This is a genomic window from Mesorhizobium sp. P3_A2, assembly GCF_056403115.1.
On record NZ_JBFUGC010000004.1, the window covers coordinates 82,835 to 107,814 of the forward strand.

The 24,980-nt window shown below is 63.1% G+C and carries 24 protein-coding genes; 8 read left to right on the top strand and 16 right to left on the bottom strand.

Annotated elements, in window-relative coordinates:
• The first annotated feature begins 48 nt into the window (after positions 1 to 48).
• On the top strand, positions 49 to 960 hold the full coding sequence (locus tag AC1DXM_RS10690; RefSeq protein ID WP_477233009.1) for a LysR family transcriptional regulator: 912 nt from the start codon (positions 49 to 51) through the stop codon (positions 958 to 960).
• On the opposite strand, the gene AC1DXM_RS10695 is transcribed toward AC1DXM_RS10690, so the two are convergent.
• The 8 genes from AC1DXM_RS10695 to AC1DXM_RS10730 all read right to left on the bottom strand — a co-directional run bounded on the left by AC1DXM_RS10695 (position 961) and on the right by AC1DXM_RS10730 (position 11,571).
• Positions 961 to 3,282: a Tex family protein gene (locus tag AC1DXM_RS10695; protein WP_477233010.1), complete on the bottom strand. Its 2,322-nt coding sequence runs from the start codon at positions 3,280 to 3,282 to the stop codon at positions 961 to 963. It lies immediately after the preceding gene.
• Between the two features lie 127 nt (positions 3,283 to 3,409).
• On the bottom strand, positions 3,410 to 4,591 hold the full coding sequence (locus AC1DXM_RS10700; protein ID WP_477233011.1) for a serine hydrolase domain-containing protein: 1,182 nt from the start codon (positions 4,589 to 4,591) through the stop codon (positions 3,410 to 3,412).
• Positions 4,592 to 4,624: 33 nt separating this feature from the next.
• On the bottom strand, positions 4,625 to 5,821 hold the full coding sequence (locus tag AC1DXM_RS10705) for a serine hydrolase domain-containing protein (RefSeq protein WP_477233012.1): 1,197 nt from the start codon (positions 5,819 to 5,821) through the stop codon (positions 4,625 to 4,627).
• Between the two features lie 62 nt (positions 5,822 to 5,883).
• Entirely contained in the window at positions 5,884 to 6,918 is a 1,035-nt protein-coding gene (locus AC1DXM_RS10710; protein ID WP_477233013.1) for an ABC transporter substrate-binding protein, read from the bottom strand.
• Positions 6,919 to 6,943: 25 nt separating this feature from the next.
• Complete coding sequence (locus AC1DXM_RS10715; RefSeq protein ID WP_477233014.1) at positions 6,944 to 7,744, bottom strand: ABC transporter permease; 801 nt, start codon at positions 7,742 to 7,744, stop codon at positions 6,944 to 6,946.
• On the bottom strand, positions 7,737 to 8,657 hold the full coding sequence (locus tag AC1DXM_RS10720) for an ABC transporter permease (RefSeq protein ID WP_477233015.1): 921 nt from the start codon (positions 8,655 to 8,657) through the stop codon (positions 7,737 to 7,739). The genes AC1DXM_RS10715 and AC1DXM_RS10720 overlap by 8 nt, the downstream gene beginning before the upstream one ends.
• A gap of 2 nt (positions 8,658 to 8,659) precedes the next feature.
• A complete protein-coding gene (locus tag AC1DXM_RS10725; RefSeq protein WP_477233016.1) occupies positions 8,660 to 9,760 on the bottom strand; it encodes an ABC transporter ATP-binding protein in 1,101 nt (366 codons plus the stop codon).
• A gap of 137 nt (positions 9,761 to 9,897) precedes the next feature.
• The gene (locus tag AC1DXM_RS10730; protein WP_477233017.1) at positions 9,898 to 11,571 is read right to left on the bottom strand and encodes an amidohydrolase; all 1,674 of its coding nucleotides are present in this window, start codon (positions 11,569 to 11,571) and stop codon (positions 9,898 to 9,900) included.
• A gap of 44 nt (positions 11,572 to 11,615) precedes the next feature.
• On the opposite strand from AC1DXM_RS10730, the gene AC1DXM_RS10735 reads away from it, so the two are divergent.
• Both AC1DXM_RS10735 and AC1DXM_RS10740 read left to right on the top strand, forming a co-directional pair.
• Complete coding sequence (locus AC1DXM_RS10735; protein WP_477233018.1) at positions 11,616 to 12,476, top strand: TetR/AcrR family transcriptional regulator; 861 nt, start codon at positions 11,616 to 11,618, stop codon at positions 12,474 to 12,476.
• 23 nt (positions 12,477 to 12,499) lie between these two features.
• The gene (locus tag AC1DXM_RS10740; protein WP_477233019.1) at positions 12,500 to 13,531 is read left to right on the top strand and encodes a histone deacetylase family protein; all 1,032 of its coding nucleotides are present in this window, start codon (positions 12,500 to 12,502) and stop codon (positions 13,529 to 13,531) included.
• Positions 13,532 to 13,570: 39 nt separating this feature from the next.
• Here AC1DXM_RS10740 and AC1DXM_RS10745 read toward each other — a convergent pair whose 3' ends face one another.
• Together AC1DXM_RS10745 and AC1DXM_RS10750 are read right to left on the bottom strand one after the other, a co-directional pair.
• Positions 13,571 to 14,764, bottom strand: coding sequence for a TMEM43 family protein (locus AC1DXM_RS10745; protein WP_477233020.1), 1,194 nt, complete (start codon positions 14,762 to 14,764; stop codon positions 13,571 to 13,573).
• Between the two features lie 64 nt (positions 14,765 to 14,828).
• Positions 14,829 to 15,167, bottom strand: a complete 339-nt coding sequence (locus tag AC1DXM_RS10750) for a hypothetical protein (protein ID WP_477233021.1) — start codon at positions 15,165 to 15,167, stop codon at positions 14,829 to 14,831.
• A 2-nt stretch (positions 15,168 to 15,169) separates the two neighbouring features.
• On the opposite strand from AC1DXM_RS10750, the gene AC1DXM_RS10755 reads away from it, so the two are divergent.
• The 3 genes from AC1DXM_RS10755 to AC1DXM_RS10765 all read left to right on the top strand — a co-directional run bounded on the left by AC1DXM_RS10755 (position 15,170) and on the right by AC1DXM_RS10765 (position 17,248).
• On the top strand, positions 15,170 to 15,430 hold the full coding sequence (locus tag AC1DXM_RS10755) for a hypothetical protein (RefSeq protein ID WP_477233022.1): 261 nt from the start codon (positions 15,170 to 15,172) through the stop codon (positions 15,428 to 15,430).
• A 340-nt stretch (positions 15,431 to 15,770) separates the two neighbouring features.
• Positions 15,771 to 16,481, top strand: a complete 711-nt coding sequence (locus AC1DXM_RS10760) for a helix-turn-helix transcriptional regulator (RefSeq protein WP_477233023.1) — start codon at positions 15,771 to 15,773, stop codon at positions 16,479 to 16,481.
• Positions 16,478 to 17,248, top strand: a complete 771-nt coding sequence (locus tag AC1DXM_RS10765) for a helix-turn-helix transcriptional regulator (RefSeq protein ID WP_477233024.1) — start codon at positions 16,478 to 16,480, stop codon at positions 17,246 to 17,248. Before AC1DXM_RS10760 ends, AC1DXM_RS10765 begins: the two co-directional genes overlap by 4 nt.
• 53 nt (positions 17,249 to 17,301) lie before the next feature.
• On the opposite strand, the gene AC1DXM_RS10770 is transcribed toward AC1DXM_RS10765, so the two are convergent.
• The 6 genes from AC1DXM_RS10770 to motA form a co-directional block, all read right to left on the bottom strand.
• Positions 17,302 to 17,739 carry a hypothetical protein gene (locus AC1DXM_RS10770; RefSeq protein WP_477233025.1) on the bottom strand — a complete coding sequence of 146 codons (438 nt, stop codon included), beginning with the start codon at positions 17,737 to 17,739 and terminating at the stop codon, positions 17,302 to 17,304.
• On the bottom strand, positions 17,736 to 18,818 hold the full coding sequence (gene flhB / locus AC1DXM_RS10775; protein WP_477233026.1) for a flagellar biosynthesis protein FlhB: 1,083 nt from the start codon (positions 18,816 to 18,818) through the stop codon (positions 17,736 to 17,738). The genes AC1DXM_RS10770 and flhB overlap by 4 nt, the downstream gene beginning before the upstream one ends.
• An 82-nt stretch (positions 18,819 to 18,900) precedes the next feature.
• Positions 18,901 to 19,917 (bottom strand): flagellar motor switch protein FliG, encoded by a 1,017-nt coding sequence (locus AC1DXM_RS10780; RefSeq protein ID WP_192254408.1) that lies wholly within the window; start codon positions 19,915 to 19,917, stop codon positions 18,901 to 18,903.
• 107 nt (positions 19,918 to 20,024) lie between these two features.
• Positions 20,025 to 20,414 (bottom strand): flagellar motor switch protein FliN, encoded by a 390-nt coding sequence (gene fliN / locus AC1DXM_RS10785; RefSeq protein ID WP_192254410.1) that lies wholly within the window; start codon positions 20,412 to 20,414, stop codon positions 20,025 to 20,027.
• 33 nt (positions 20,415 to 20,447) lie between these two features.
• A complete protein-coding gene (locus AC1DXM_RS10790) occupies positions 20,448 to 21,380 on the bottom strand; it encodes a FliM/FliN family flagellar motor switch protein (RefSeq protein WP_477233027.1) in 933 nt (310 codons plus the stop codon).
• Positions 21,381 to 21,415: 35 nt separating this feature from the next.
• On the bottom strand, positions 21,416 to 22,291 hold the full coding sequence (gene motA, locus AC1DXM_RS10795) for a flagellar motor stator protein MotA (RefSeq protein WP_112559342.1): 876 nt from the start codon (positions 22,289 to 22,291) through the stop codon (positions 21,416 to 21,418).
• Positions 22,292 to 22,434: 143 nt separating this feature from the next.
• Between motA and AC1DXM_RS10800 the strand changes: the two genes are divergently transcribed.
• Complete coding sequence (locus AC1DXM_RS10800; protein ID WP_477233028.1) at positions 22,435 to 24,246, top strand: DUF1217 domain-containing protein; 1,812 nt, start codon at positions 22,435 to 22,437, stop codon at positions 24,244 to 24,246.
• 7 nt (positions 24,247 to 24,253) lie between these two features.
• Positions 24,254 to 24,979, top strand: coding sequence for a flagellar basal-body rod protein FlgF (flgF, locus tag AC1DXM_RS10805; protein ID WP_477233029.1), 726 nt, complete (start codon positions 24,254 to 24,256; stop codon positions 24,977 to 24,979).
• The last annotated feature ends 1 nt before the right edge of the window (position 24,980 follow it).

The window sequence follows — 24,980 nt, forward strand, 5'->3', positions numbered from 1 at the left end:
AAATCAAACGAAATTGCATCACCGATCAATGAGGTTTAGTAATGGGTTATGAACGTCCAGCGCCGCCTTTTGCCGAGCACCAGCGCCCTTGCCGCCTTCGAGGCGGTGGCCCGTCTTGGTTCTTTCACCGCCGCCGCCCAGGAACTTGACCTGACCCAGGGCGCTGTCAGCCGGCAAATCAGCATGTTGGAAGAGCAGTTCGGCCGCAGGCTCTTCGAGCGCGACAGCCGCAATGTCAGGCTTTCCACGGCGGGTGAAATCTACGCCGAGGCGGTGCGCGCAGCACTTGGCCAGTTGCGCGATGCAGCGCTGGGATTGATGAGCAATCGGCATAGTGGCATGCTGAACCTTGCCATATTGCCAACCTTCGGCACGCGCTGGCTGATGCGGTTGATCCCGGATTTTGTCGCCAAGAACCCCGACATCACCATCAATTTCGTCACCCGCATCGGCCGTTTCGATTTCGCCCGCGAGCGGCTCGACGCCGCCATCCATCATGGCCAGCCTGACTGGCCGGACGCCGACTCCACGCTTCTGATGCGCGAAACCGTGATGCCGGTGGTCTCGCCCGAATTTCTGGCCAGCCGCGCCATCACCACTGCGGCCGATATCAGCCGCCTGCCGCTGCTGCACATGGCGACACGTCCAGGCGCCTGGAGCGAATGGTTCGAAGAGCAAGGCCTCAGCGCGCCGACCGGCCCCGGCATGCAGTTCGAGCAATTCGGCACCGTCGCCCAGGCCTGCATGGCCGGACTTGGCGTCGCGCTCCTGCCGCAGGTCCTGATTGCGGGAGAGTTGCAGCGCGGCCAGCTCGTGCCGACACCGGGACAGCCGATGCAGAGCCGCAGTGCCTACTATCTCGTCGTTCCGCACGACAAGCGCGGCCACCCGCCGGTCGCCAGCTTTCGCGACTGGCTGCTGGGTCGGGTCGACAAGGAGCCGGCTGTTCTGGCCTGGTAGTTACTTCCGCTTCATCGCATCGGCCAACGCTGCGCCGAACGCGCCTTGTTGCGCAGGCCGTGCGGGCTGGCGCTGCGGAGCTGGCGAACGTGGCGCCGGCTTCCCGCCGCCATTGTCGCGCGGCCCTTTCGAGGCACCGCCCTCGCCGCCATCCTTGCGCATGGAGAGCGCAATGCGCTTGCGCTTGATGTCGACATCGACCACGCGCACCTTCACCACATCGCCGGCCTTCACCACCTCATGCGCATCCTTAATGAAGCGATCGGCCAGTTGCGAGACATGCACCAGTCCGTCCTGGTGCACGCCGATATCGACGAAGGCGCCGAAGGCGGCGACGTTGGTGACGGTGCCTTCGAGTAGCATGCCGGGCTTCAGATCCTTGATGTCATCGACTCCGTCGGCGAAGGTCGCCGTCTTGAAACCGGGACGTGGGTCGCGGCCGGGCTTTTCCAGCTCGGCAATGATGTCGCGCACGGTCGGCAGACCGAAGCGTTCGTCGACGAAGACGCGTGGGTCGAGCGCCTTGAGGGCTGCACTGTCGCCCATCAGCGCGCGCACATCGCGGCCACAGGCGGCGACGATCTTCTTGGCCACGCCATAGGCTTCCGGATGCACGGACGAAGCGTCGAGCGGCTCGCTGCCATTGGCAATGCGCAGGAAGCCGGCGGACTGTTCGAACGCGCGCGGCCCGAGCCGCGCCACCTTGAGCAGCTCCTTGCGGCTGGCGAACGGTCCGGTCGCATCGCGATGCGCGACGATGGCATCGGCGAGCGACGCTCCAAGCCCTGAAACACGCGCCAAAAGCGGCGCCGAGGCGGTGTTGAGATCGACGCCGACGGCATTGACCGCGTCCTCCACCACCGCTTCCAGCGAACGGCCGAGACGGTATTGGTCGACATCGTGCTGGTATTGGCCGACGCCGATGGACTTCGGCTCGATCTTGACCAGTTCGGCGAGCGGATCCTGCAAGCGCCTGGCAATCGACACCGCGCCGCGCAACGACACGTCGAGGCCCGGGAACTCCGCTGCCGCCGTGGCCGAAGCCGAATAGACCGAAGCGCCGGCCTCGCTGACGATGACCTTGAGCGGCTTCGGGCCTGCACCGGCCGGCATATCGGACAGCATGTCGGCAACCAGTTTTTCCGTCTCGCGGCTGCCGGTGCCGTTGCCGATCGAGATCAGCTCGACCTTGTGCTGGCGGATGAGTGCGGCGAGTTCGACCTGCGTGCCGCGCACATCGTTCCGCGGCGGGAACGGATAGACCGTCGTCGTCGCCACCAGCTTGCCGGTGCCGTCGACCACCGCGACCTTGACGCCGGTGCGGATGCCGGGATCGAGCCCCATGGTCGGCCGCGAACCGGCGGGCGCTGCCAGCAGCAGATCTTTCAGGTTGCGGGCAAAGACATGGATCGCCTCTTCCTCCGCCCGCTCGCGCAGATCGCGCATCAGGTCGAGCGTCAAATGCAGCGACAGTTTTATGCGCCACGTCCAGCCCGCGACCTCCATCAGCCAACGGTCGCCCGGCAGGCTGGCGCCGATCGCATAGGCATTGGCGATCATCCGTTCGACCGGCTTCACCGGCGAGGCATCGTCGGCGTCGACCTCAATGTCGAGCGACAGCACTTCTTCGTTGCGGCCACGCAGCATCGCCAGCGCGCGATGGCTAGGCACATTGGCCCAGCGTTCGACATGGTCGAAATAGTCGGAGAATTTCGCCCCCGCCTCCTGCTTGCCGTCGACGACACGGGCACGCATGAAGGCGCGCTCCTTCATGTAGGTCCGCAACTTGCCGACCAGATCGGCATTTTCCGCGAATTGCTCCGACAGTATGTCGCGCGCACCTTCGAGTGCTGCCTTGGTGTCAGCCACTTCCTCGGTGACATAGGCCAGCGCTGCCTCGGCGGGCACCAACGAACGGTTGGCGAGGATCGCCTCAGCCAGCGGCCCCAGCCCGCGCTCCCGGGCGATCTCCGCCTTGGTGCGGCGCTTGGGCTTGTAGGGCAGATAGATGTCTTCCAGCTCCGCCTTGGTGACGGCAGCTACGATCTTGGCTTCAAGCTCCTCGGTCAGCTTTCCCTGCTCGCGGATCGAACCGAGGATGGTGTCGCGGCGCGCGTCGAGTTCGCGCAGATAGGCCAGCCGCTCGGCAAGGTCGCGCAATTGCGTGTCGTCGAGGCCGCCAGTGACTTCCTTGCGATAGCGCGCCACGAACGGAACCGTCGCCCCCTCATCGAGCAGCCCGATGGCTGCCGCCGCCTGTTCCGGCCGCGCGCCGATCTCGGCCGCGATGATGGCTGCGATGCGCTTGATGTCGGATGCCATGTCGTTCCTGCTCTCTTCAAAAAGAGCGGCGACCATAGGCGCTGACATCCAGTCCGCCAACCGTCGCTCTTTCACCGGCGCGAGAGGTCCACAGGAAAGCGAGCGCTAACTTGGCGTTTGCGGAGGATCAGACTATCCGGCTCAGCGCTTCAAAGAAGGCAACGATCTCTCGTTCGAGCGCATGGTCCTCAGGCACCGGCTGCGACCCCATTTTTGCAATCACAACTTCCGTCTTCGGGTCGACGTAGAGCCATTGGCCATGGATGCCGATGCCGCAATAGGCGCCGTTTTCGTGCCCCGTCTGGTACCATTTGTTGCGATACCGGCCCTTCGGTAACAGATGCACCATGGTGCCGCGCTGCCAGGCCTCCGCACTGCCACCGGTAACGACCGTGTCGCGCACCCAGGCCTCCGGCACGATGCGCCGGCCATTGGCCACACCGTCTTGCCGCATCATCTCGCCGATGCGTGCGAGATCGCGCGGCGTCACCGAAATGCCGCCGGCGGTGCGTGCCGTGCCTTCCATGTCGACGCCGATCGAGGCCTCGCTGACGGCGCCGAGCGGCAGCCACAGTTTCTCGCGCATCAGGTCCGGGAAGCGCTGTCCCGAAGCGCTCTCCAGCAGGATACCGAGCAGATCGGAATTGGGCGAGCGGTAGCGGAAGGTCTTGCCATGCGGTTCTTCGAGCCGCTGCAAGGTCAGGATGAATTCGCGCAGGCTTTCCGTGCCACCGCCCGGGTTCCACAGCGTCGCGCGGCGGTAGCGCGCAAAAGCGCTTTCCGGATCGAGATAGGCCTCCTCGAAATCGAGGCTGACGCTCATGTCAAGTACGTGCCGGCAGCTTGCATCGCCATAGGCCGAACCGGTGGCTTCCGGGATATACTGTGTCACCGGCGCTTCCGGGTCGAACACGCCCTCGCCCTCCAGTATACCGGCGATGATGGCGGTGACCGACTTGCTGATCGAGAAGATGATGTGACGAGCGCCGAAATCCATATGCGGCGCGAACCAGTCGCCGATGACCTTGCCGCCCTTCATCACCGTCAGCGCGTCGCTGCTCGAGCGCGCCAGGAATTCAGCCACCGTCTCCGGCGCGCCGGCGACGGAGACCTTTTCGCCAAGCAGGCCGCTCATGTCCCGCACCGGCGCCTCGACATTTCCAGGCGTGGCCGCCACGGGAGCGGTCGGCACCAGTTCACCTAGGTTCTGGAACGACCAGCGGTTGAACGGGTTTTCGCGCCAGTTGGAAAGCAGCACCTCGTTACGGGCAAAGCCGTAGCGGGTGTCGAACGCGGTCTTGCCGGTCATGAACGTTTCCTCAAAGGGATGGTTTGTGTGGTTTCAGCCAAGCGCCTTGGCGATGGCGTGCACGGCCTTCAGCGTCGCCACCGAATAGGCAACATTGCTGAAATCCGGATAGGTCGAAAGCTTGACCACGACCATGCTGGTGTCCCAGTCGATATGGATCATCTGCCCGAACACGCCCCGGCACATCAGCGCGCGCGAGCGCGGATTCTCGATCCAGAACTGGTTGCGGTAGCTGCCTTCCGGCAGGCTCGGATTGAAATCCGGTCCATGCCTGCCATTGCGCGTCGCCGCAATCCAGTCGGCGGGTACGATGCCGCGGCCATTGTCGAGGATCAGCTGGCCGAAGCGGGCGTAGTCGCGCAGCGTCGCGTTGAAACCGCCATCGGCCAGCGCATAGCCGGCGCTGTCGACGGTGAAGCAGGCGCTCTCGTCGGCGCCAAGCTTTTGCCAGAGTTCCTCTGAGACCAGTTGCGCCAGCCGCTTGCCGGTCACCCGTTCCATGATGAAGGCCAGCACATCGGTTTCGATCGAGCGGTACTCGAACGCGGCGCCGTGCGGCCGCACCTTGTCCTTCAGCCGCAGGATCAGTTCGAACAGATGTGACGGCCATTGGAAGTTCGGATCGCTGCCCGGCGGCACCGGCTTCCAGCCGGTGGCGACATCGACCTGGCCGATGTCGGAATAGCGGTCGGTATATTCCTCGGAAAAGCGCACGCCGGTGGTCATGTCGAGCACATGCTGCACGCTGGCGCCGGCCCAGCCGGTCTCACCGAGTTCCGGCAGATAGGCGGTCACCGGTTTGGCCGGATCGATCAGGCCGCGCCCGACCAGAATGCCGAACACAGTGCCGGTCACCGACTTAGCCATCGACTGCGACAGGTGCAGCGTGCGCTCGTCCATGCCGTTGAAGTAGCGCTCGTAAGCGACCTTGCCGTGTTTGAGCACCAGGAAGCCGTCCGCATAGGTCTCGTCGAGCAGGCCGGCGAGCGTTGTCGGGCGACCCTCACTGTCCTCCACCGGCAGCGCATCGAGATCGGTCTCTGCCCGTTCGAGACGATGGCGATGGCCGGTGCCGCGCCAGACCTCGATGGTCGGCAGGAGTTCACGGATATGCTGGAAGGCCCAGCGATTCCATGGCGGCCGGTCCCAATCAAGTTTCGGCAATACCATTTGCGGCGGCGACCCTTGCATGATCGGCGGCCGCGGATCGCTGTTGCGATAGGAGTCCATGAAAGCCATTCCGGAAAAGAAGAGACCCGGCGAGAAAGACCGCCGGGTCTCTCAAGAAGCGGTTACTTCTGCAGTTCGGTCCAGATCTTGGTGTAGATGTCCTGGATTTCCGGTGCGCACATCTTCTGGAATTCGCCCTGTGCCTTCGCAGCCTCCGGAATGACAACCTCCGGCGCGTCCTTCATATCGGCCGGCATGTACTTGTCCGAGCCCGTGATGGCATTGGCGTAGCGGTGGAAGGCCGAGAGGCCGGCCGCGTTTTCCGGATCCATGATGAAGTTCTGGAACAGCTTGGCGTTCTCGACGTTCTTGGCTTCCTTCAGAACGACGACGTTGTCGCTCCATAGGCCGTAGCCTTCCTTTGGATAATTGTAGTGGATGGCCGGATTGGCCAGCCGCTGGCGCAACGCCGAACCGTTCCAGTCGCTGGTCGCCTTGAAGTCGCCGGCGCCCATCTTCTCGATGGTGTTGTATTCCATGGCGATCCAGTTCGGCTTGGCCGCGACAAGCGTATCGCGCACCTTCTTCAGCACCGTCTTGTCATCGGTGCATTGCTGGCCGCCGACATATTTGATCGCCGCGAAGATGACGTCATTCATCTCGGGAACGACATTGGTCTTGCCCTTCAACTCGTCCGGCGTGTTGAAGATGATGCCCCACGAGTCGGCCGGTCCCTTGTAGGCATCGGTGTTGACGACGACACCGACGGTGCCCAGCGCCCACGGCACCGAATATTTGCGGCCGGGGTCGAAGTCGGGATTGGCCCATTCCGGCGCTACGTTCTTGAAGTTTTCCATCTTGCCCGGATCGGTCTCCTGGACGAGGCCTTCCTTGATCCAGATCGGCACGTAGGTCTGCGACGGGACTGCGATGTCGAAGCCGGTGCCGCCCTGGCGCACCTTGGCGAGCGCCGTGTCGTTGGAATCGTAGTCGGTGATGGTCACCTTGATGTTGTATTTGGCTTCGAACTTCTTGATCACGTCGGGGCTGGTGTAGTTGCCCCAATTGTAGATGTTCAGCTCGCCATCGGCGCGGGCCAGGCCCGTCGTTGCGAGCAGCGCCAACCCCATGGCGGCCGTCGTTGTCTTCCAGTTCATGGTTTTAACTCCCATTATTGTCGGTTCAGTCTCGTTTCCTGCTGACGAAGAAAAACAACGTGACGATCGCGACCGAAAGCAGCAGGAAGGCGGTCGATATCGCGTTGATCTCAGGCGTGATGCCGCGGCGGATCTGGCCGAGCATGTAGGTGGGCAGCGTGTCCTGCCCGCCGGATTTGACGAACTCGGTGATGACGACGTCATCGAGCGAGATGACGAAGGCCAGCATCAGACCGGCCAGGATGCCGGGCCACAAAAGCGGCAGCGTGATGCGGCGGAAAGTCTTCCACGGCGTCGCGTAGAGATCGGCTGCGGCGCGCTCCAGCGTCAGATCCATGTTCTCCAGCCGCGCCCGGATCGGCAAATAGGCGAACGGAATGCAGAAGGCCGTATGCGCGGCGATCAGATAGCCGAGGCCGGAATAGCCGGTGAAGATTTTGATGCGCGAGAAGAAGATCAGCAGCGCCACGCCGGTGACGATCTCGGGCACCATCAGTGGCTGGTTGATCGCCGCATATTTGAAGGTGAGGCCTGGATAGGGCGCCGTGCGCGTGGTGGCGAGCGCGGCCATGGTGGCAAAGATGGTCGACAGCACTGCCGCGGTGGCGCCGATCTGGAACGAGCGCAGCGTTGCGTCGATGACTTGCACGTTCTGCCACGCCGACTGGAACCATCGCATCGAAAAGCCGCCCCATTCGGACGTCGAGTTCGCCGCATTGAAGGCGTAGGCGACCAGCACGATGATCGGCAGATAGAGCACGATGAAACAGGTCGCGGCGATCGCCGTGAAGCCGGTCTGGTGCTTGATGGAAAAGTTGCTAGCCATGCCGCACTCCCGACTTGCCGGCATTGCGCACATAGGCAAGCAGCGCCACCATGACGATGATCATCACCGTGATCGACAGCGCCGAGCCGAGCGGCCAGTTGCGGCCCTGTCCGAACTGCAGTTCGATCAGGTTGGACAGCATCATATTCTTGCCGCCGCCAAGCACGCTCGGCGTCACATAGGCGCCGAGGGCCGGGATGAAGACCAGGATGGAGCCGGCGATGACGCCGGGCTTGACCAGCGGAAAGATAATCTTGCGCAGCACCTTGAAGCGTGTCGCGTAGAGATCGTAGCCCGCCTCGACCAGCCGGAAATCGAGCTTCTCCATGCTGGCATAAATCGGCAGCACCATCAGCGGCAGATAGACATAGGCCATGCCGATCAGGATCGCGGTGTCGGTGTAGAGGATCTGCACCGGCGCCGAGACGATGCCGAACTTGATGAGGATGGTGTTGATGATGCCTTCGTTGCGGATGATCTGCAGCACGGCAAAGGTGCGGATCAGAAGGTTGGTCCAGAACGGAATGGTGATCAGGAACAGCCAGAGATCCCTGGTCTTCTCGCTGCGCGTCGCCATGAAATAGGCGGTGGGAAACCCGAGCGCCAAAGTGGCGATGGTCGTCACCACCGCGAGCTTGATCGAGCGCCAGAAAATGGTGACATGCGCCGCCGCAAGCGAAAGCGTATCGTCGAAGATGTCGCGTTCCATGAACACCGACAGCCAGGCATCGGGCGAAAACTGCCACTTCACGTCGCCATAGGGGCCGGGCGTCAGGAACGAGTAGATCAACACGATCAGCAACGGGCCGGTCGCGGCGAGGAAAATCACCAGCAAAGCCGGCGCTGACAGCAGCCAGCGGTCGCGCACGTCACGCCGCTCCGCTGCCTTGGCGACTTCTTCCGCGGTCGCCATGATCAGTCCTTCAGCACTTGCGCGGCGTCGCTGCCGATCATGATGCCGATCTGGCCGCCTTGCACGATGCCGTCGCCGGCGCCGCGGCTGTTCTGTCGCCGCACGATGAACGGCTCGCCACCGGCAAGGCGCAGATGGAAGTGCGTGTCGGTGCCGAGATAGACGATGTTCTCGACGGTGCCTGACAGCGAAGCGCTCGGGCTCGCCGCGCCCAGCTGCGCATGTTCGGGCCGCACGACGATGGTGACCTTGCCGCTGGGGCTGAAACCGTCCGGCAGCGAGGCCGGGATTTCCGTTCCCGACGACAGCTTGACCGTCGCCCTGCCCGCGGTCACGCCGACCACATCGGCCTTGAGGAAGTTGGACTCGCCGATGAAATCGGCGACGAAACGCTCGGCCGGCCGGTCGTAGATGTCGCGCGGCGAGCCGACCTGCAGGATCTTGCCCGACGACATCACCGCGATGCGGTCCGACATGGTCAGCGCTTCTTCCTGGTCATGGGTGACGAAGATGAAGGTGATGCCGGTCTCGTGCTGCAGCCGCTTCAATTCGATCTGCATCTCCTTGCGCAGCTTGTAGTCGAGCGCCGAGAGCGGCTCGTCGAGCAACAGCACCTTGGGCTGCGGCGCCAGCGCACGGGCAAGCGCCACGCGCTGCTGCTGACCACCGGAGATCTGGCTGGTGCGGCGACCCGCGAGCGCCTCCATCTTGACCAGCTTCAGCATCGTGTCGACGCGCGCCTTGATCTCGGCCTTCGGCTTGCCCAGCATTTCGAGGCCAAAGCCGATATTGTCGGCGACGGTCATGTGCGGGAACAGCGCGTACGACTGGAAGACGGTGTTGACCGGCCGCTTGAACGGCGGCAGCGGCGCAATGTCCTGGCCGTAAAGCAGGATTTCGCCGGCGGTTGGAAAGTCGAAGCCGGCAATCAGCCGCAGCAACGTGGTCTTGCCGCAGCCGGATGGTCCCAGCAGGGTGAAGAACTCGTTCTCGCGGATGGATACCGAGACCGTGTCGAGGGCAGCGACCTGCCCTTCTCCTGATCCGAAAATTTTGCTGACGTTTACGACTTCAATTGCATTCCGATCCGGTTTGTCCGGCACGATACGCCTCACTGTTGACCCCGCTCTTGTCGGCGGAGTTTTTCCCCTGTTCGATGTGACCACACGGCCGGTACGTTGGCAAGTCCGGCATTGAATCACAGTTCAGTCAGTTCATCGGCTCGCAAGCCGCATGCCATTCAGGCCTGGTAGGTGACCTTTCCACCACAGACCGTCGTCACCGGGCGAACCTTGTGCAATTCGGCCGGCGCTGTCTTCTCGATATCGGCCGACAGAACCACCAGATCCGCCATGTAGCCGGGTTTCAGCACGCCTTTGCGCTGCTCGGCGAATTCGGCATAGGCGCCCTCGATCGTGTAGGCGGCAAGCGCCTCCTGCAGCGAAAAACTCTGGTCCGGATCGCCTTCTGCCCATGGTTTGCGCAGCAATGCCGCCTGAATGCTCAGGATCGGGTCGATCGCCGCCACCGGCCAGTCCGAGGCGAACACGACATGGGCGCCGGCTTCCTTCAAGGTGCGCCAGGCATAGCTCAGCGGCCAGCGATCCCGCCCGATGCGCGACACGGTCGGCTCCAGCGGAAAATCCATGGCGCCTGGCGGATGCGACGGCTGCATCGAGGCGATGACGCCGAGTTCGGCGAAACGCGGCACGTCGGCGGCGGTGGTGACCTCGATGTGCTCGACCCTGTGTCGGCTGTCGCGCCGGCCATTGGCCTTCTGCGCAGCCTGGTAACCGTCGAGCACCGCGCGCACCGCGCCATCGCCGATCGAGTGCACGGCGATCTGCAGCCCGCGCTTGTCGATGGCCACGGCCAGATCGATGAATTGCTGCGGCGTAAACAGCGGCTCGCCGACCCAGTCAGGACGGTCGGCATAGGGCTCGACCATAACCGCCGTCCAGGAATCGAGCACGCCGTCGTAAAATACCTTGACCATGCCCGATGACAGCCACTCGCTGTCGTAGCGCTCGGTCATCGCGGACGCCTTCTCGAGCATGTCGAGCGTCATGAAATTCTTGTAGTGGAACGGGATCTTGACGCGGCAGGGCAAGCCCTCCTCCGCCTCGATCTCGGCCAGCAGTTCGAGCTGGTAGAGATTGCCATCCATGTTCTGGATCGAGGTGATGCCGTGGCGCGCGCACCAGGCAAGCCCGCGCCGCATAATGTCGCGGTCAGCAGTGCGCTCGGCGGCCGACGGCATCGGATCGGGCTCACCGCCCGTCGACAGGCCCAGCCGCACCCGGCTTTCGCCGGTAAGGTCGAGCACTGGGCCGAACGCTTCGCCCTCGCGCAATTCACCGGCAGCCAGGCCGTCCTCGCCCGTGACGATCTCGTTGCCCGGACCGAGCGTGCGTCCCTGCAGAATGCCGGCCATCTCCAACGCTTTGGTGTTGGCCCACATCGTGTGGTGGTCGGGCGCCGCCATGCAGAAAGGGCGATCCGGCAAGATGGCGTCGAGATGATGGCGCGTCACCCGCTCTTCGCCCAGCACGGTGTAGTCGACGCCCTGCCCGACCAGCATTTTCGCCTCGGGCCGTGTCGATGCATAATCGCGGATCGCACTTTGCAGCGCCTCGAACCCGTGGATGCCGCCAAGCTGAAGATGCGCGAGCTCGGCCCCGCCCGAGAACAGATGCATGTGGGCTTCGATGAACCCCGGGATCACCGAACCGCCCTTGGCGTCGATCATCTTGGTGGCCGGTCCCTTGAGCGCTTCGATGGCGGCGCGGCTGCCGATGGCGATGATGGCGCCATCCCTGACGGCAATGGCCTCGGCGGCGGGATTGTCATCGTCCATGGTCCGCACGCGACCATTGATGACGATCAGATCAGCACCCGCACCCGTGACAGACATCGCGACTCCGCGCTTTTGACGACTGACTGAGACCGACAACCCTCTTGTCCGACAAGCTGCCACTCCGCTGGAGCGGCGCTATCGAACGAAAACTGATGCCAGTGCGCTGTTTTGAAATTCCCCTTGTGATCTCCGAAAACAGCGTGGATAAAAGAATGCGACTAAATATTCGCGTTTGTCAACGTGCCGAATTTCGAATGTATTGTGGACAGCATGCGGCGCTTGGGACGGGCGAACGAGGGCATCGGGACGTGAAGCGCAATCTCAGCCGCGAAACCAGGATGGCGCTCGAACCGCGCAAACAGCCGCGGCAGGAACGGTCGAGCAAGGTGGTCGACAGGATCCTCGACGCGGCGCTGACACTGACGCGCGAGCAAGGAACCAAGACGCCGACGACGCTCGCCATTGCGCGGCGTGCGGGCCTGTCCGTCGGGTCGCTCTACCAGTACTTCCCCAACAAGGAGGCCATTCTGCTCGACCTCGCCCGGCGCTGGCTGTCATCCTTTCCCGAGGTGATCGCCAGGCGCATCAAGGTCGCGCCGCCCACCAACCGCGACGAGTTTCGCCAGGAAGTGCGCAAGCTCTTCATCGATACCTCCAGGATATACCTCGAGAACGCCACCCTGATGCCGGTGATCGAGGCCATCTCCGGCAACGCCGATCTCAGGCCGATCCAGGACGAATATGACGAGCAGATCATCGCGCTCTACGCCGCATGGCTGCAGCATGTGAACCCGGCGCTCGAAGACAAGATCGCCAGCCGGCTCGGCGTGCTGATGATGGATGTCGGGCACGCCTGCCGGCTCGTGGGCCTGAAACGGGACCGCAAGACATACGACCTTATCGAGGACGATGTGGAACGCATGTGGCTCGCTCTGGTGACCCCCTATCTCAACCTTGACTGATTTCGCACTTCGAGAGGAATTTCATGAAGACTGTCTATTCGCCGCTTCATGCCGGCCATGCCGGCCAGATGGAACTGGTGACATCTGCCATCGTGCCCGGTTTCGAAAAGCCGTCGCGGGCCGAGTTCATCAAGGCGCGGGTCGAGAGCGAGAAGCTGGGGCCGATCATCGGACCGGTCGAGCATGATCTCACCGCGGCCAAGCGCATCCACAAAGCCGACTATATCGACTTCCTGCCGACGGTGTGGCCGCGATGGACCGCCGAAGGCCACAAGGGCACGGCCATGCCATTCACCTGGCCGACGCGCGGCCTGCGCGGCGACGTGCCGCCCGAGCGCGTCGATGCTCTGCTCGGCTACTATTCCTTCGACGCCGGCGCCACCTTCGTCGAAGGCACCTGGACCGCCATCAAATCCTCCTACGACGTGGCGCTGACCGCAGCCGCTTTGGTCAAGGGCGGCGAACGCTCAGCCTTCGCGCTTTGCCGCCCGCCCGGCCATCACGCTGGCGCCGGCTTCATGGGCGGCTATTGCTTCATCAACAACGCCGCCGTGGCCGCGCAATGGTTCCTCGACCAGGGCGCCAAGCGCGTTTCGATCCTCGACGTCGACTACCACCACGGCAACGGCACGCAGGAGATTTTCTACGACCGCGCCGACGTCCAGGTTCTCAACCTGCACGGCGATCCGATGGTCGAGTATCCCTTCTTCCTCGGCCATGCCGATGAACGCGGCGCCGGTGCCGGCGAAGGTTTCAACGTCAATTATCCCATGCCCTTTGGCACCGACTGGGATAGCTGGAACGCCTCGCTCGAAGACGCCTGCGCCAGGCTCTCCGCTTACGCGCCCGATATCGTCATCGTCTCGCTCGGCGTCGACACATTCGAGAAGGACCCGATCAGCCAGTTCAAGCTGAAAAGCCCCGACTATCCGAAGATCGGCCGCCGCATCGCAAAACTCGGCCTGCCGACGCTGTTCGTCATGGAAGGCGGTTACGCCGTCGAGGAGATCGGCATCAACGCCGTCGGCGTGCTGACCGGCTTCGAGGACAAGTAGAACCTACGGGGCGGCTCCGGCCGCCCCCATAGCTCCCACCTAGACGGCTGCGCCGGCGGTCGGCGCGACCACTGGAACGGCCGGCTTTCGCAACCGGCCGATCCTGTAGACAATCACCGCTGCGATCACGCCTGCCGCCAGGATCCCCACCGCCAGCAGCGGCCGGTACCAGAACCACGCAATGGCGATCGTCGTCGTCCCGACCAAGATCGCCAGGACGAAGGCGATGATGCCGGTGCCCATCCGCGCCATGCTGCCGAGGAAGGGAATGACGTCGAGGATCACCCCGATCGGGCTGAGGAACAGCGCAAAGCCGATGGTCAGCAAAAGCAGGCCGGCGCCGCGCAGCAGCCAGGTGATCAGCGTGTTGGCGCTGACAGCGTCGGCAAACATCTTCTCGGCCGGCACGTTGCCGGTATCGACCATCAGCAGCGCATCGCCCGCTTGCGTCTGGTAGGGTTCGAAACGGCTGCCGGCCTGGCGCGCGACGATGCTGACCACGCCAAGCGGCGCCAGCTCGTAGCCGATGCGATAGTCGCCCAAGGCGGGCGTTGTGTTGTCCGCGCCCAGATAGATCTTGCCGTCGACGATGCTGAGCGGTTTCGTGCCGGTATAGGCAGCCTTTATCGCCGCCGACTGATCGGCAGATAGCGAATAGTCCTTGTCGCCCTCGATGCGATCCAGCACCGGCGTATCCAGATCGAAGGCGACAAGCTTGCCCTGCGGGATCTGGAAACTGCGGCCGTGGATCGCCATTGACGGATTCTGATGGCCGTCCGGCTTCTTGAAGTCCGACGAGTCGATCTGACTGTCGTCCCACACTTTCGAATAACTGTAGGTCGTCACCGTCTCTTCGTCGCCGCCGAGCTTCTTCGTCGTCTCCGACTTGGACTCTTCCTTCCACTGATACATCTCGACGCTGCGCGACAGCCGCAGCCCTTGCGCCGCAATGCCGAAATCCGGATCCGCCAGGCCGCTGTCCGCTGTCACTGGGCCGCTGACATGGACCAGCTTGCCTTCATTGGCAGCATCGACGCTGTCGGCGCCGACCGAGACCACCGCGCCCGACCCTTCGGCCAGCGAGCGCGCCGTTTGCACGGCGCGGCCCTCGTTCCAGAACAGCCCGATCACCATCAGCACGATCAGGATGAGGCCGAAGATGACCCCGCCGACCGCACGCTTGATCCGCCCGAACCACGAGACGGATGTGACTTCCCTAAATGAATCGCTCATCGTTTCCCCCGAAACAAAGTTACCCCAAGATTTCAACGCGGCCGGCGGCCGCGCGTTTAACCCATCAATCGGCGTGGATCTGCGCGCCGCAATCCCTGTCGCCGGCGCAGGAGTGCACCGCCCGTGTCGTGCCGCCATCGCCGACCCGCCACGGAGAAGCCGACAGTGACGCCTGCCGCTTGTTGCCGAGAAGATCAAGCGCCCGCATCGCCGTCTGCTCTTCCGTCTCCTCACGTTTGACAACCTGCACATCTCTAAGGCCGATCGCGGCAAGCTGCGGCATCACCACATCAGGATCGCCCGCCACCACGATCGACCCGACGCCATAGCGCAGGTTCATCACCACCTTCGGCGCACGATGGTCCGGCACCAGCACCACCTGCAGCCCCGTTGTCGAGCGCATAGGTGACGATCGGCTCGGCCTTGGCTGGCGCTGCCGCATCGGCAAAAACCGCAAGCACCACCGTGAACGCCAGGAAAACCTGCTTCATGATTACCCCCGATGCTGATGGCCGCGAAGCAAGCGCCGCCAAATCCGCCGTCTACGACCAAAGGGATGCCCAGCCCAGTCAGCCGCCGAGAAACCTATCGGAATCGATCCGCCCTCGATACGGCAGTGTCGCAACACCCTCAGGCTTTTTCGTGTCGGCGTTTCGGTTCGCTTGAGGCGGAAAAGCGCCTCGGAGTCCGCCTCTGAGTCGCCTGAGTCCAAAAAAAACGTTTTTGTCAAATCGCGTTTGATGTCGGATTCATCTGCGGGTAGATTAGACCCGAATCAGCCGGTCCTTGGGGGGCGCGGCGACCACCCAAAGTCTCAAGTTCCGGCCTCTGACCGGCACCAGACGCGGACGGCTTCGCGTTCCCTGATGGATTCGGCGATCGGCGCGACCGCCGCGCCCGCGTGAGTGCTTCGTAAACGTGATGCGTCTTCAAGTTCGGCCGCTGGTGACCCCAGCATCCGGGCTCAAGAAAAGATTCCGGCCATGACCTACAACCAAAGCATCCAATGAGCAGTCCCGCCGCGCTTCTGCAATCCGACACATTAGGCTCGCGCCTCGCGTCCCGCGGCGATCTCACCTCCTTTTTCATGCAGCTTGCCGCCGAGATCGGCGCCGACAGCTATATGCTCGTCGCCATCGTCCACGACCAGGACCGCAACGACGCCCGCATCGTCTCCTCAAACTGGATTTTCGACGCCATCGAACTCATCGGCAAGCGGCTGATCGCCGGCCTTGCCCAGGGGCCGCTGACCGTAGCACCGGGCATCCGCCCGAAGCCGTTGGTGGCCGCCGAAGCGCCCGACGCCGGCGGGCTGCTCACCGGCGAAGAGGCGCGCCTGCTCGACGTGCTTGGCCATGCGGAAGTCTATTCGCTGCGGCTCAATGTCGGCCGCCAGCGGCTGTTTGCCTTGTTCTCGGCGGCCGAGGCCGGCAAGATCGACCAGCCGGCGCTGATGAAGGCGCAGCTGAAGTGCTGCTATGCGCTGTCCACCATTCCGCAATTGGTCGCCGCCGCCGCCATGCAGGATCCGCTGTCCGACCGCGAGCGCGAATGCCTGTTCTGGGTGTCGGAAGGGAAGACCACCGACGAGGTCGCGGTGATCCTCGGGGTCTCCTCGAACACCGTCAACAGCTACATCACTCACGCCATCCAGAAATTCGCGGCCTCGAACCGCGCGATGGCCATCGCCACGGCGATCAGGAGCGGCATCATTTGAAACACGCTGATATCAAGGCGGCTGCCGAAGCCCTTTTCAACGAGCAGCGCAATCCGTTCGGCGCCTTCTCCATCGGTTCCGAAACGCATCATGCCGTCACCATCCCCGACGCGGTGCGCCGCTGCCGCTGGATCGCCGTCGACATCAACGCGTCAGCCTTCGGCCTCTACTTCGTCAGCCCTTCGCCGGAGCGGGCGCGCCTGGTGCCGAGTTTCGATTCCGACTATCCGGCCACCGCTGTCGCGACCAAGTTCATCGCCGGCGCCAATGGCGAGGAGATGGTGCGCCACAGCGGCACTTCCACGGCACCGCGCTGGTGGGCCGATGACGGCATCGCCGGCTCGGACGCCGTGTTCCAGAATCTCGCCTGGGCAGAGCGCGCAGCCCCCCTGGCGCCGGGCACCAACGGCATTGCCTTTCCCGTCCATGCCGATCGCGGCCATTGCGGGCTGGTGGTGTTCCTCGGCTCGACGATCGCTCTGCCGGAGGACACGCTCTACGAAATCCACGCCCGCTGCTTTTCGCTGTTCGCCGCCGTTGCCCGCATTCGTCCCAACGATGCCAGCCGGATGCGGTCGATCTCCAAGCGCGAGCTGGAATGCCTCAAGCTGACCGCCAACGGCAACACCAGCGAAGAGATCGCCAGGCTGCTGAAGCTGTCGGTTCACACCGCCAACCAGTATCTCACCCAGTCGACGCAGAAGCTCAATGCGGTCAACCGCAACCAGGCAGTGGCCAAGGCGCTACGGCTGGGGCTGATCGAGTGATCAAGGCCTGCCTTCAGGCTGGCGTGCTCAGACGATTGGGATAACGGACAAAATCAGCGATAGGCGAGCGGCTCGGTCTGGCGGATGCGTGCCTCTTCGATCACCGTCTCCAGCAAGGCCGTGTTGTGCTCGGGATCCTCGCCGGGTTTCTCGAACGACACATAGTTGACGGCAACCGAAGACCTCTCCTCGCTCAGCGTCAGCTGGAAATAGACGGTCACACCCGGCGGCCTGAGCTCGAGATCGAGCACGATGCGCGGGCTGCCGCTCCAGTCGACATGCGCTTCGCCGCCATGGCCGAGCCGCAGCGTACCGGGCAGGAAATAAAGCTCCACCGCCGAATCCACGAGATCCGACAGGCAAGCGAAATGCTCGAGCCGGATGAAGGCGATGTAGTCGGCGACATCGATCAGGCGCAACTCGTCCACCACCTGCTCGATAGCCTTGGCGACGATGAGTTCGCGGGATTTCGCGTGCGGTTGGCGGTTCATGAAATTTGTCTCCGCTCAGCCTTTTTCGAGTAGACGATCCGCACCAGTTCGGCGACGGCCTGGTAGAATTGCGACGGGATCACGCTATCAACCGAAACTTGCTTGTACATGGAGCGGGCGAGCGCCACGTCCTCGAAGATCGGGATATTGTGCTCCTTGGCGATCTCGCGAATCTTGAGCGCCACCAGGTCCTGGCCCTTGGCCAGCACCAGCGGTGCTGAATCCTCGTCGCGGACATATTTGAGCGCGATGGAGAAGTGCGTCGGATTGGCGATGATCAGCGTCGCGCGCGGCACCGCCGTCATCATCCGCTTGCGCGCCCGGTCGCGCGCCAGCGAGCGCAGCCGCGACTTGATGATCGGGTCGCCCTCGGACTGCTTGAACTCGTCCTTGACCTCCTGCTTGGTCATGCGCAGATCCTGCTTCCAGTGGAAGCGCGACCAAACGACGTCGACGGCTGCAATCAGCCCCATGACGAAGACGATCGCCACCAAGATGTCGACGGTGATGCTTTTGATGACGAGGCCGAAAGCGACGGGGTTGGTGATCATGCCGGCCAGGAGCTGGCGGTAGTCCTGCGATAGCGTGAAGTAGAGCACGATGCTGGCGAAGCCGAGCTTGCCCAGCGATTTCAAAAATTCGACCCAGCCCTGAATACCGAACGTCCTGGTCCAGCCCTTGGCTATCGAGATGCGCGACAGTTGCGGCCGGATCCGCTCGCCGACGAATTGCGGCATGTTCTGCAGCACCGAGGCGCCGATGCCGGCCACCACCAGCAGCACCAGCAGGCTGACAACGGCACGGCCGATCTCCATCATCACGGTCTTGTAGAGCGCGATGACGTCGGTCTCGGTGTCCATCGGCCACGCCTCTGGCTTTTCCAGGAACATGGACAGGAACATGCCGAGATCAACGACGGCGTCCTTGGCGTAGAAGACGGTGAACACTAATATGGCGATGAAGGACGCCAGCAGTGCGGCTTCCCGCGAATGCGGCAGCTTGCCCTGTTCGATGGTGTCGCGGATCTTCTTTTCCGTCGCGTCTTCGGTTTTGGAGTCTTTGTCCGCCGCTTCAGCCATTTGGTGTCAGCCGCCTTGAGCAATTCCAGGAAAAGTGTGAGCGGTTTTCCGTCCGGAATTGCGTGAAAAAAGAGATCGAGCGTTAAGCCGCTTCGCTCTGCTGCGACGAGGGGAGTTCGAAAGCCCCCTCGCGCGAAAGCCGGATTGTCGCCACTGCAATGTTCTTGCGCGCCGCCATGATGTCGGCAAGCTGGATGCCTTCCGAGCCCTGTCCGAGTTCCGACTCGATCATGCGCCGCGACCGGGCGCCGATTGCCGACAGCACCGACTCCGTCAATGCGGGCGGCGCGCCGCGCAGCGCCAGCGTGATCAGTTCGGTCGACAGCCCGTCGAACAGAAGCACCCTCGCCTTCTGCGTCAGCAGCGGCAGATCGTCGAAGGCAAACAGCCTGGAGCGGACGCCGCCGAGGTCCGGCGTGCCGGCCTCTTCCAGATCCTGCATGACCTCTTCCAGCTGCGGCTTGTCCATTTCGTTGAGCACACTGGCAACGCGCGCCTGTCCCGCCGAGATGTCCTTGGTCGCGGTCTGCGCCAGCACGCTGGCGCGCAGCTGGTTCTCGATGATCCTGGTGGCCGCGTCGGGAATGGTCGCCATCGTCACCATGCGCTTGATGATCTCGCTGCGCATCGGCTTTTCCATGGTCAGCAGGATGTTGGCGGCAGCCTGCGGCGCAAGCTTCGACAGCACCATCGCCGCGGTCTGCGGATGTTCGGCGGCAAGGAATGTACCGAGCCGCGTCGGTTCGAGCTTTTCCAGCTCCGGCCAGATCGGCGGCGGTCCTTCCGGCGCGACCTCGAAGCGCTTGTCGCCCATGATGGCGCTCATCTCTTCGGGCGACAGCGATTCATTGAGGATGGTGTCCATCCGGTCGGCGGAATCGAGCAGGCCGGCGCCTTCGGTGAATTCGGCCTCGAATTCGGCGACGATGCGTTCGAGATCGCTCTGCGGAATGGTGCGCAACAGACGCGCCCCTTCGATCAGCGCCTTCAGCTCTTCCTGCTTGAAGAACTTTAAAAGCCGGCTGGCCGATGGCTTGCCCATCGCCACCAGGATGGCGGCGGCCTTTTGCGGACGCGTGAGCGTCACCGGCGTCGTCATGGCATAAGCTCCGATCGCTGCTGAGACCGCATGTGTCTATTCCTTTGAAGCAATTCCAGGAAAAGTGTGTGCGGTTTTCCGTCCGGAATTGCGTAAAAACAAATACTCTATGCGCTCTTGCTGGCGGCGATGATTTCGGTCAGCCTGATGCCGAAGCGCGACGGATCGCTTTCCAGCACGGTGATCTCGCCACGAGCGATCTTGCGGCCGTTGACCACCACATCGACGGGTTCGCCGATGCGCCGGTTCAGCGCCACCGTCGAGCCCTTCTGCAGCGCCATCAGGTCCGATACCGGCATTTCCGTGCTGCCGAGGATGATCTGCACATCGACCGGGATGCTCATGATGATGTTCGAATTGCTGCCGGACATCGCGGCCCGCAAGGCCGCGTCGGGGCGCTTTTCCTCCTCCTGGAGGACGCCGCGCAATTCCTCGATGGCGCGGTCGAGCTGTTCGTCCGGCTGGTCGATATTGGCTTCCACCTTGGTCTTGGCCATACGTCGTCTCCAAATGCTTGGGTTTGCCCGGCGTCAGCCCGGCATGAGCCCATCGATAAAATCCTGACCGGCATCGTGAGGATGCCTGATCCGGACGGTGTAATTCTGCCCGAGTTTGCCGAACTCGCACACAAACAGCGTTTTGTCGCGCGCGCTCAGCTTTGCGTGCGACTGCGCCGTTTCCTCGAATTCGATGACCTGGCCCGGCTCGAAGCCGGCGAGGTCGCCGAGCGTCAGGCGAGCGAGCGGCATGGTCGCTTCGAGTGTCACCGTCGAGCGCATCACCTCCTCCGAAAAGCGTGCCCGCCAGTCGGAGGTCGTGCCTTCACTGTCATGGACATCGGCGATACCGCGGGTCGCCAGCAAAATGCGCTGCGGGATCATCACCGTGACCGTGCCGCTGTCGGTTGGCGTCGAGATGCCGAAGACGATGCGCACCGCAGCGCCATCGCGCAGCACGCGGCGCTTGGCCTCGCTGCCCGAAAGCGCCCGCGGCACCGGCAGTCGCAGTTCGAGCGAGCGGCGGCCCGATCCGTTCAGCGCCTGCGCAACCTCCTGGAACACCGTGGTCGCCACATCGGCTTCGATCTGCGACAGAGCGCGCTCGATCGGCGAAACCGGCTGATCCGGATCACCGCCAAACAGCGCGCAGACCATCACCGCGATGGCCGGCGCATCAGCCACCAGGGTCATCGCATCCGAGGATGTCGGCGATGCTATGATGGTCATGGCGAAGGCATCGCCGGCATGCGTGCGGGCATCGGGAACACGGCTGATCTCGACCGCGCGCAGGTCGACGGTCACCGGAGCGCCGAGCTCGCCGGCCAGGCTCTTCTGCAAAAGCGGCACCGCGCGCTCACCCATCGAGCGCCCGGTGCCGATGACATGAGCGGCTTCGCCGCTGTCACCGACCAGACGCTCGATGATCAGCGAGCGGGCTTGCGAGGGGCTGCCAGGACTTGTCATGACGGCGTGCAGTCCTGTCTGTCGTCATGCATGGCTCAGGCCGCTTTCTTCTCGGCGGAGGCTGTGTTCATTGTGCTCTGCTCGACGGCGTCGATCGTCGGCCGCTCATAAGACGAGATGGTCTTGCGGCCGAACTCGATCGCCACCTGCGGCAAGGCACCGTTCATGTAGGCGAGCAGCGTCTGCTTGACGATGATGTAGAGGCGGTTCTTCTTCTCCCGCACCGTCTTGATCTTGGTGGCGACCGGCCCGACCACGGCGTAGGACAGGAAGATGCCGAGAAAGGTTCCGACAAGGGCGGCGCCGATCAGGCCGCCGAGGATTTCCGGCGACTGGTCGAGCGCGCCCATCGCCTTGACCACGCCGAGCACGGCGGCGACGATGCCGAGCGCCGGCAGACCGTCGCCCACCGCCACCAGCGCATGATAGGCCTTCATCTTGTCGGACTTGATGGTCTGGATTTCCTCGTCCATCAGCGCCTCGATCTCATGCGAGCGCGCATTGCCGATGATGATGATGCGGCAATAGTCGCAAATGAAATGCGTCAGATCGTGATTCTTGAGCACGGTCGGGAACGCCTGGAAGATCGCCGATTCCTCGGGGTTGTCGATATGCGCCTCGACCTCGCTGCGGGATTTCGAGCGCAGTTCGCGCATCAGGCTGTGCAGGACGCCCAGCGTCTCCAGATAGTCGCGCTCCTTCGGCACCGCCTGCTTGAAGGCTTCGAGAATGCCCTTGCCGGTGTCCTTGACCGTCTTCATCGGGTTGGCGACCAGGAAGGTGCCAAGTGCGGCGCCGCAGATGACCACCGCTTCCCAGGGCTGCATCAGCACATGGAGATGGCCGCCCATGGCCATGAAGCCGCCGAGAACACAGCCGAGCGTCACCACAAGTCCGATCAGAATGCCCACGCCAGATCCTTCCACATCACGTCAGACCTAACCGATAGCCCCCGTGCCTTGTGTGAGGCTTGAATCACGCAGGGCGAACCGATTCAGCCTCGCGCAAGCAAGTCCGCATACTCTGAGTCTGAAGCTGCGACCGGAGGCATGTCGTGTTGAGCACTTTTACCAGCTACCAGCTCATCGCCAGGGATATTCCCAAGGCGATCGACCGCATCGAGGCGGACCCGATCACCAAGCGCGACACAGACTACTATCTCGCCAACATCGGCAGCGTGAAATCGATCGACGACTTCGTCAAGAACACCCGGCTGTTCACCTATGCCATGAAGGCATTCGGTCTTGGCGACATGGCCTACGCCAAGGCCTTCATGGTCAAAGCCCTGAAGGAAGGTGTCTCCGACTCTGACAGCTTCGCCAACAAATTGACCGACAAGCGCTACGCCGAGTTCGTCTCGGCCTTCAATTTCGCGGCGCTGGGCGAGAACGCCACGAGCTACAATCCGGCGCAGCAGGGTGTGACCAACAATTATAGCGTGCAAGTCTCGGCCGGCGTCGCGCAGAACGGCTTCAGCTACTACAAGGGCGAGACCTCATACTATCTCTCCAACATCTCCAACGTTAAATCGATCGACGATTTGATGGGCGACGATCGTCTGCTCACCTATGCGATGGCCGCTTTCGGCCTCGATGCCGACGCCGAGGCGCCTGCGACCGTCCGGGCGATGCTGGAAGGCGGCGTCACCGACCCGAACAGCCCCGCGAACACATCGACCAACAAGGGCTACGCAGCTTTCGTCGCCGCCTTCGACTTCGCCCAGTATGGCGACCAGGCGACAGCACGCGAGGCCGTCCAGCAGGCGGTTCCCAAAGCCGTTATGGCGGGAACCGGGCTGGTGCTGGTCAAGCCGACCGCGCAATACATCAAGGGCGAGGCCGACTACTACGCGGCCAACATCTCCAAGGTGAAGTCGATCGAAGACCTCTTGAAGGACAAGCGCCTGCTGACCTTCGCCATGGCTGCCTATGGGCTGGATGCATCGACCCAGACTGCCAGGCAGATCCGCACGATGGTCAATGGCGGCGTCACCGATCCGTTGAGCCCCGCCAACCTGTTGACCGACAAGAGCTACGCCAACTTCGTCAGCGCCTTTGATTTTGCCCAGTATGGCGATCAGACGACCACGCGCGACGCGGTGCTGAAGACCACGCCGAAGCTCTACACGACCGAGTCCAGTCTTGGCCTCATCAAGCCGAATGCGGACGCCGTCCAGGCCGAGACCAGCTACTACCTTGCCAACATCACCAAGGTGAAGTCGATCGACGACCTGATGGCCGACAGCCGCCTCTACAATTATGCGCTGTCGGCCAGCGGGCTCGATCCGGCAACCACCAACAAGGATCTTGTCCGCGATGTCCTGGAGGGCGGCGTGCGCGATCCCGCCAGCATCGCTAACAAGCTCTCCAACAAGGCCTATGCAAGGCTCGCCACCTCGCTGAACTTCGAGGCTTACGGCGAAGCCGCAACGACCCGCAGCCCGTCGCAGCAGCCGGTCGTCGACAAATACATGCGCCAGACGCTGGAAGAGGATGCCGGCAAGACCAATGAGGGTGTGCGGCTGGCGCTCTATTTCGAGCGTAAGGCGCCTACGATCACCAACTGGTACGACGTGCTGGCCGACACCGCACTGGCAAGCGTGGTACGCACCGCGATCGGCCTGCCCGATTCCTTCGCCACCGCCGACATCGACAAGCAGGCGCAGGCCTTCGAGGCAAAGCTCGACCTCACCGACTTCACCGACCCGGCCAAGCTCGACAAATTCCTGACCCGCTTCACCAGCCTCTGGGAAATCAATCATCCGACTTCGACCGCCCAGACATCGATCGGAGTGCTGTTTGCCCAACCGACCACCGTCGGCATCTCGACCGATCTGATGATGGCCATGCAGAAACTGAAATTCTGAGAGCACCATGCAGGACAGTCTTTACGTCGCCCTTTCCTCGCAGATCGCGCTCGAGCGCCGTCTCGACACCATCGCCGACAATGTCGCCAACGCCTCGACCATCGGCTTTCGCGCCACAGGTGTGAAGTTCGAGGACATCGTCTCCGGCAGCGGTCCCAACTCCGTATCCTTCGCCTCCTCCGGCAAGACCTATTTGTCCGGCGCGCACGGTGCGATGACGCAGACCGGCAATCCGTTCGACTTCGCCGTCCAGGGCGATGCCTGGTTCGGCATCGACACTCCGGCCGGCACCGTGATGACGCGCGACGGACGTTTTTCGATGAACGAGAACGGCGAGTTGATGTCGCTCGAAGGCCATCCGGTGCTCGACGCCGGCGGTGCGCCGATCCAGCTCGACCCGCGCGACGGCCCACCCAAGGCGGGCGCCGACGGCTCGCTGCGCCAGGGCGACAAGCTCGTCGGGGCCATCGGCCTGTTCAATTTCGACCCCGGCCCGAATTTCGTGCGCTACGGCAATTCGGGCATCGTCCCCTCACGCGCGCCGGAGCCGGTCACCGACCGCTCCGATCTCGGTGTCGCGCAAGGCTTTGTCGAGGAATCCAACGTCAATCCTGTACTGGAGATGACGCGCCTGATCATGGTCCAGCGCGCCTTCGAGAACACGGCAGCATTGATGCGCCAGACCGACGCCTCGACCGACGACGCCATCAAGACGCTCGGCTCCAAGTCGTAGC

What these genes read in the sequence shown, in the direction of transcription:
- AC1DXM_RS10690 (WP_477233009.1), top strand. Translation starts at nt 49, where the DNA reads ATGAACGTCCAGCGCCGCCTTTTGCCGAGCACCAGCGCCCTTGCCGCC.
- AC1DXM_RS10695 (WP_477233010.1), bottom strand. Translation starts at nt 3,282, where the DNA reads ATGGCATCCGACATCAAGCGCATCGCAGCCATCATCGCGGCCGAGATC.
- AC1DXM_RS10700 (WP_477233011.1), bottom strand. Translation starts at nt 4,591, where the DNA reads ATGACCGGCAAGACCGCGTTCGACACCCGCTACGGCTTTGCCCGTAAC.
- AC1DXM_RS10705 (WP_477233012.1), bottom strand. Translation starts at nt 5,821, where the DNA reads ATGGACTCCTATCGCAACAGCGATCCGCGGCCGCCGATCATGCAAGGG.
- AC1DXM_RS10710 (WP_477233013.1), bottom strand. Translation starts at nt 6,918, where the DNA reads ATGAACTGGAAGACAACGACGGCCGCCATGGGGTTGGCGCTGCTCGCA.
- AC1DXM_RS10715 (WP_477233014.1), bottom strand. Translation starts at nt 7,744, where the DNA reads ATGGCTAGCAACTTTTCCATCAAGCACCAGACCGGCTTCACGGCGATC.
- AC1DXM_RS10720 (WP_477233015.1), bottom strand. Translation starts at nt 8,657, where the DNA reads ATGGCGACCGCGGAAGAAGTCGCCAAGGCAGCGGAGCGGCGTGACGTG.
- AC1DXM_RS10730 (WP_477233017.1), bottom strand. Translation starts at nt 11,571, where the DNA reads ATGTCTGTCACGGGTGCGGGTGCTGATCTGATCGTCATCAATGGTCGC.
- AC1DXM_RS10740 (WP_477233019.1), top strand. Translation starts at nt 12,500, where the DNA reads ATGAAGACTGTCTATTCGCCGCTTCATGCCGGCCATGCCGGCCAGATG.
- AC1DXM_RS10745 (WP_477233020.1), bottom strand. Translation starts at nt 14,764, where the DNA reads ATGAGCGATTCATTTAGGGAAGTCACATCCGTCTCGTGGTTCGGGCGG.
- AC1DXM_RS10750 (WP_477233021.1), bottom strand. Translation starts at nt 15,167, where the DNA reads ATGCGCTCGACAACGGGGCTGCAGGTGGTGCTGGTGCCGGACCATCGT.
- AC1DXM_RS10760 (WP_477233023.1), top strand. Translation starts at nt 15,771, where the DNA reads ATGAGCAGTCCCGCCGCGCTTCTGCAATCCGACACATTAGGCTCGCGC.
- AC1DXM_RS10770 (WP_477233025.1), bottom strand. Translation starts at nt 17,739, where the DNA reads ATGAACCGCCAACCGCACGCGAAATCCCGCGAACTCATCGTCGCCAAG.
- flhB (WP_477233026.1), bottom strand. Translation starts at nt 18,818, where the DNA reads ATGGCTGAAGCGGCGGACAAAGACTCCAAAACCGAAGACGCGACGGAA.
- AC1DXM_RS10780 (WP_192254408.1), bottom strand. Translation starts at nt 19,917, where the DNA reads ATGACGACGCCGGTGACGCTCACGCGTCCGCAAAAGGCCGCCGCCATC.
- fliN (WP_192254410.1), bottom strand. Translation starts at nt 20,414, where the DNA reads ATGGCCAAGACCAAGGTGGAAGCCAATATCGACCAGCCGGACGAACAG.
- AC1DXM_RS10790 (WP_477233027.1), bottom strand. Translation starts at nt 21,380, where the DNA reads ATGACAAGTCCTGGCAGCCCCTCGCAAGCCCGCTCGCTGATCATCGAG.
- flgF (WP_477233029.1), top strand. Translation starts at nt 24,254, where the DNA reads ATGCAGGACAGTCTTTACGTCGCCCTTTCCTCGCAGATCGCGCTCGAG.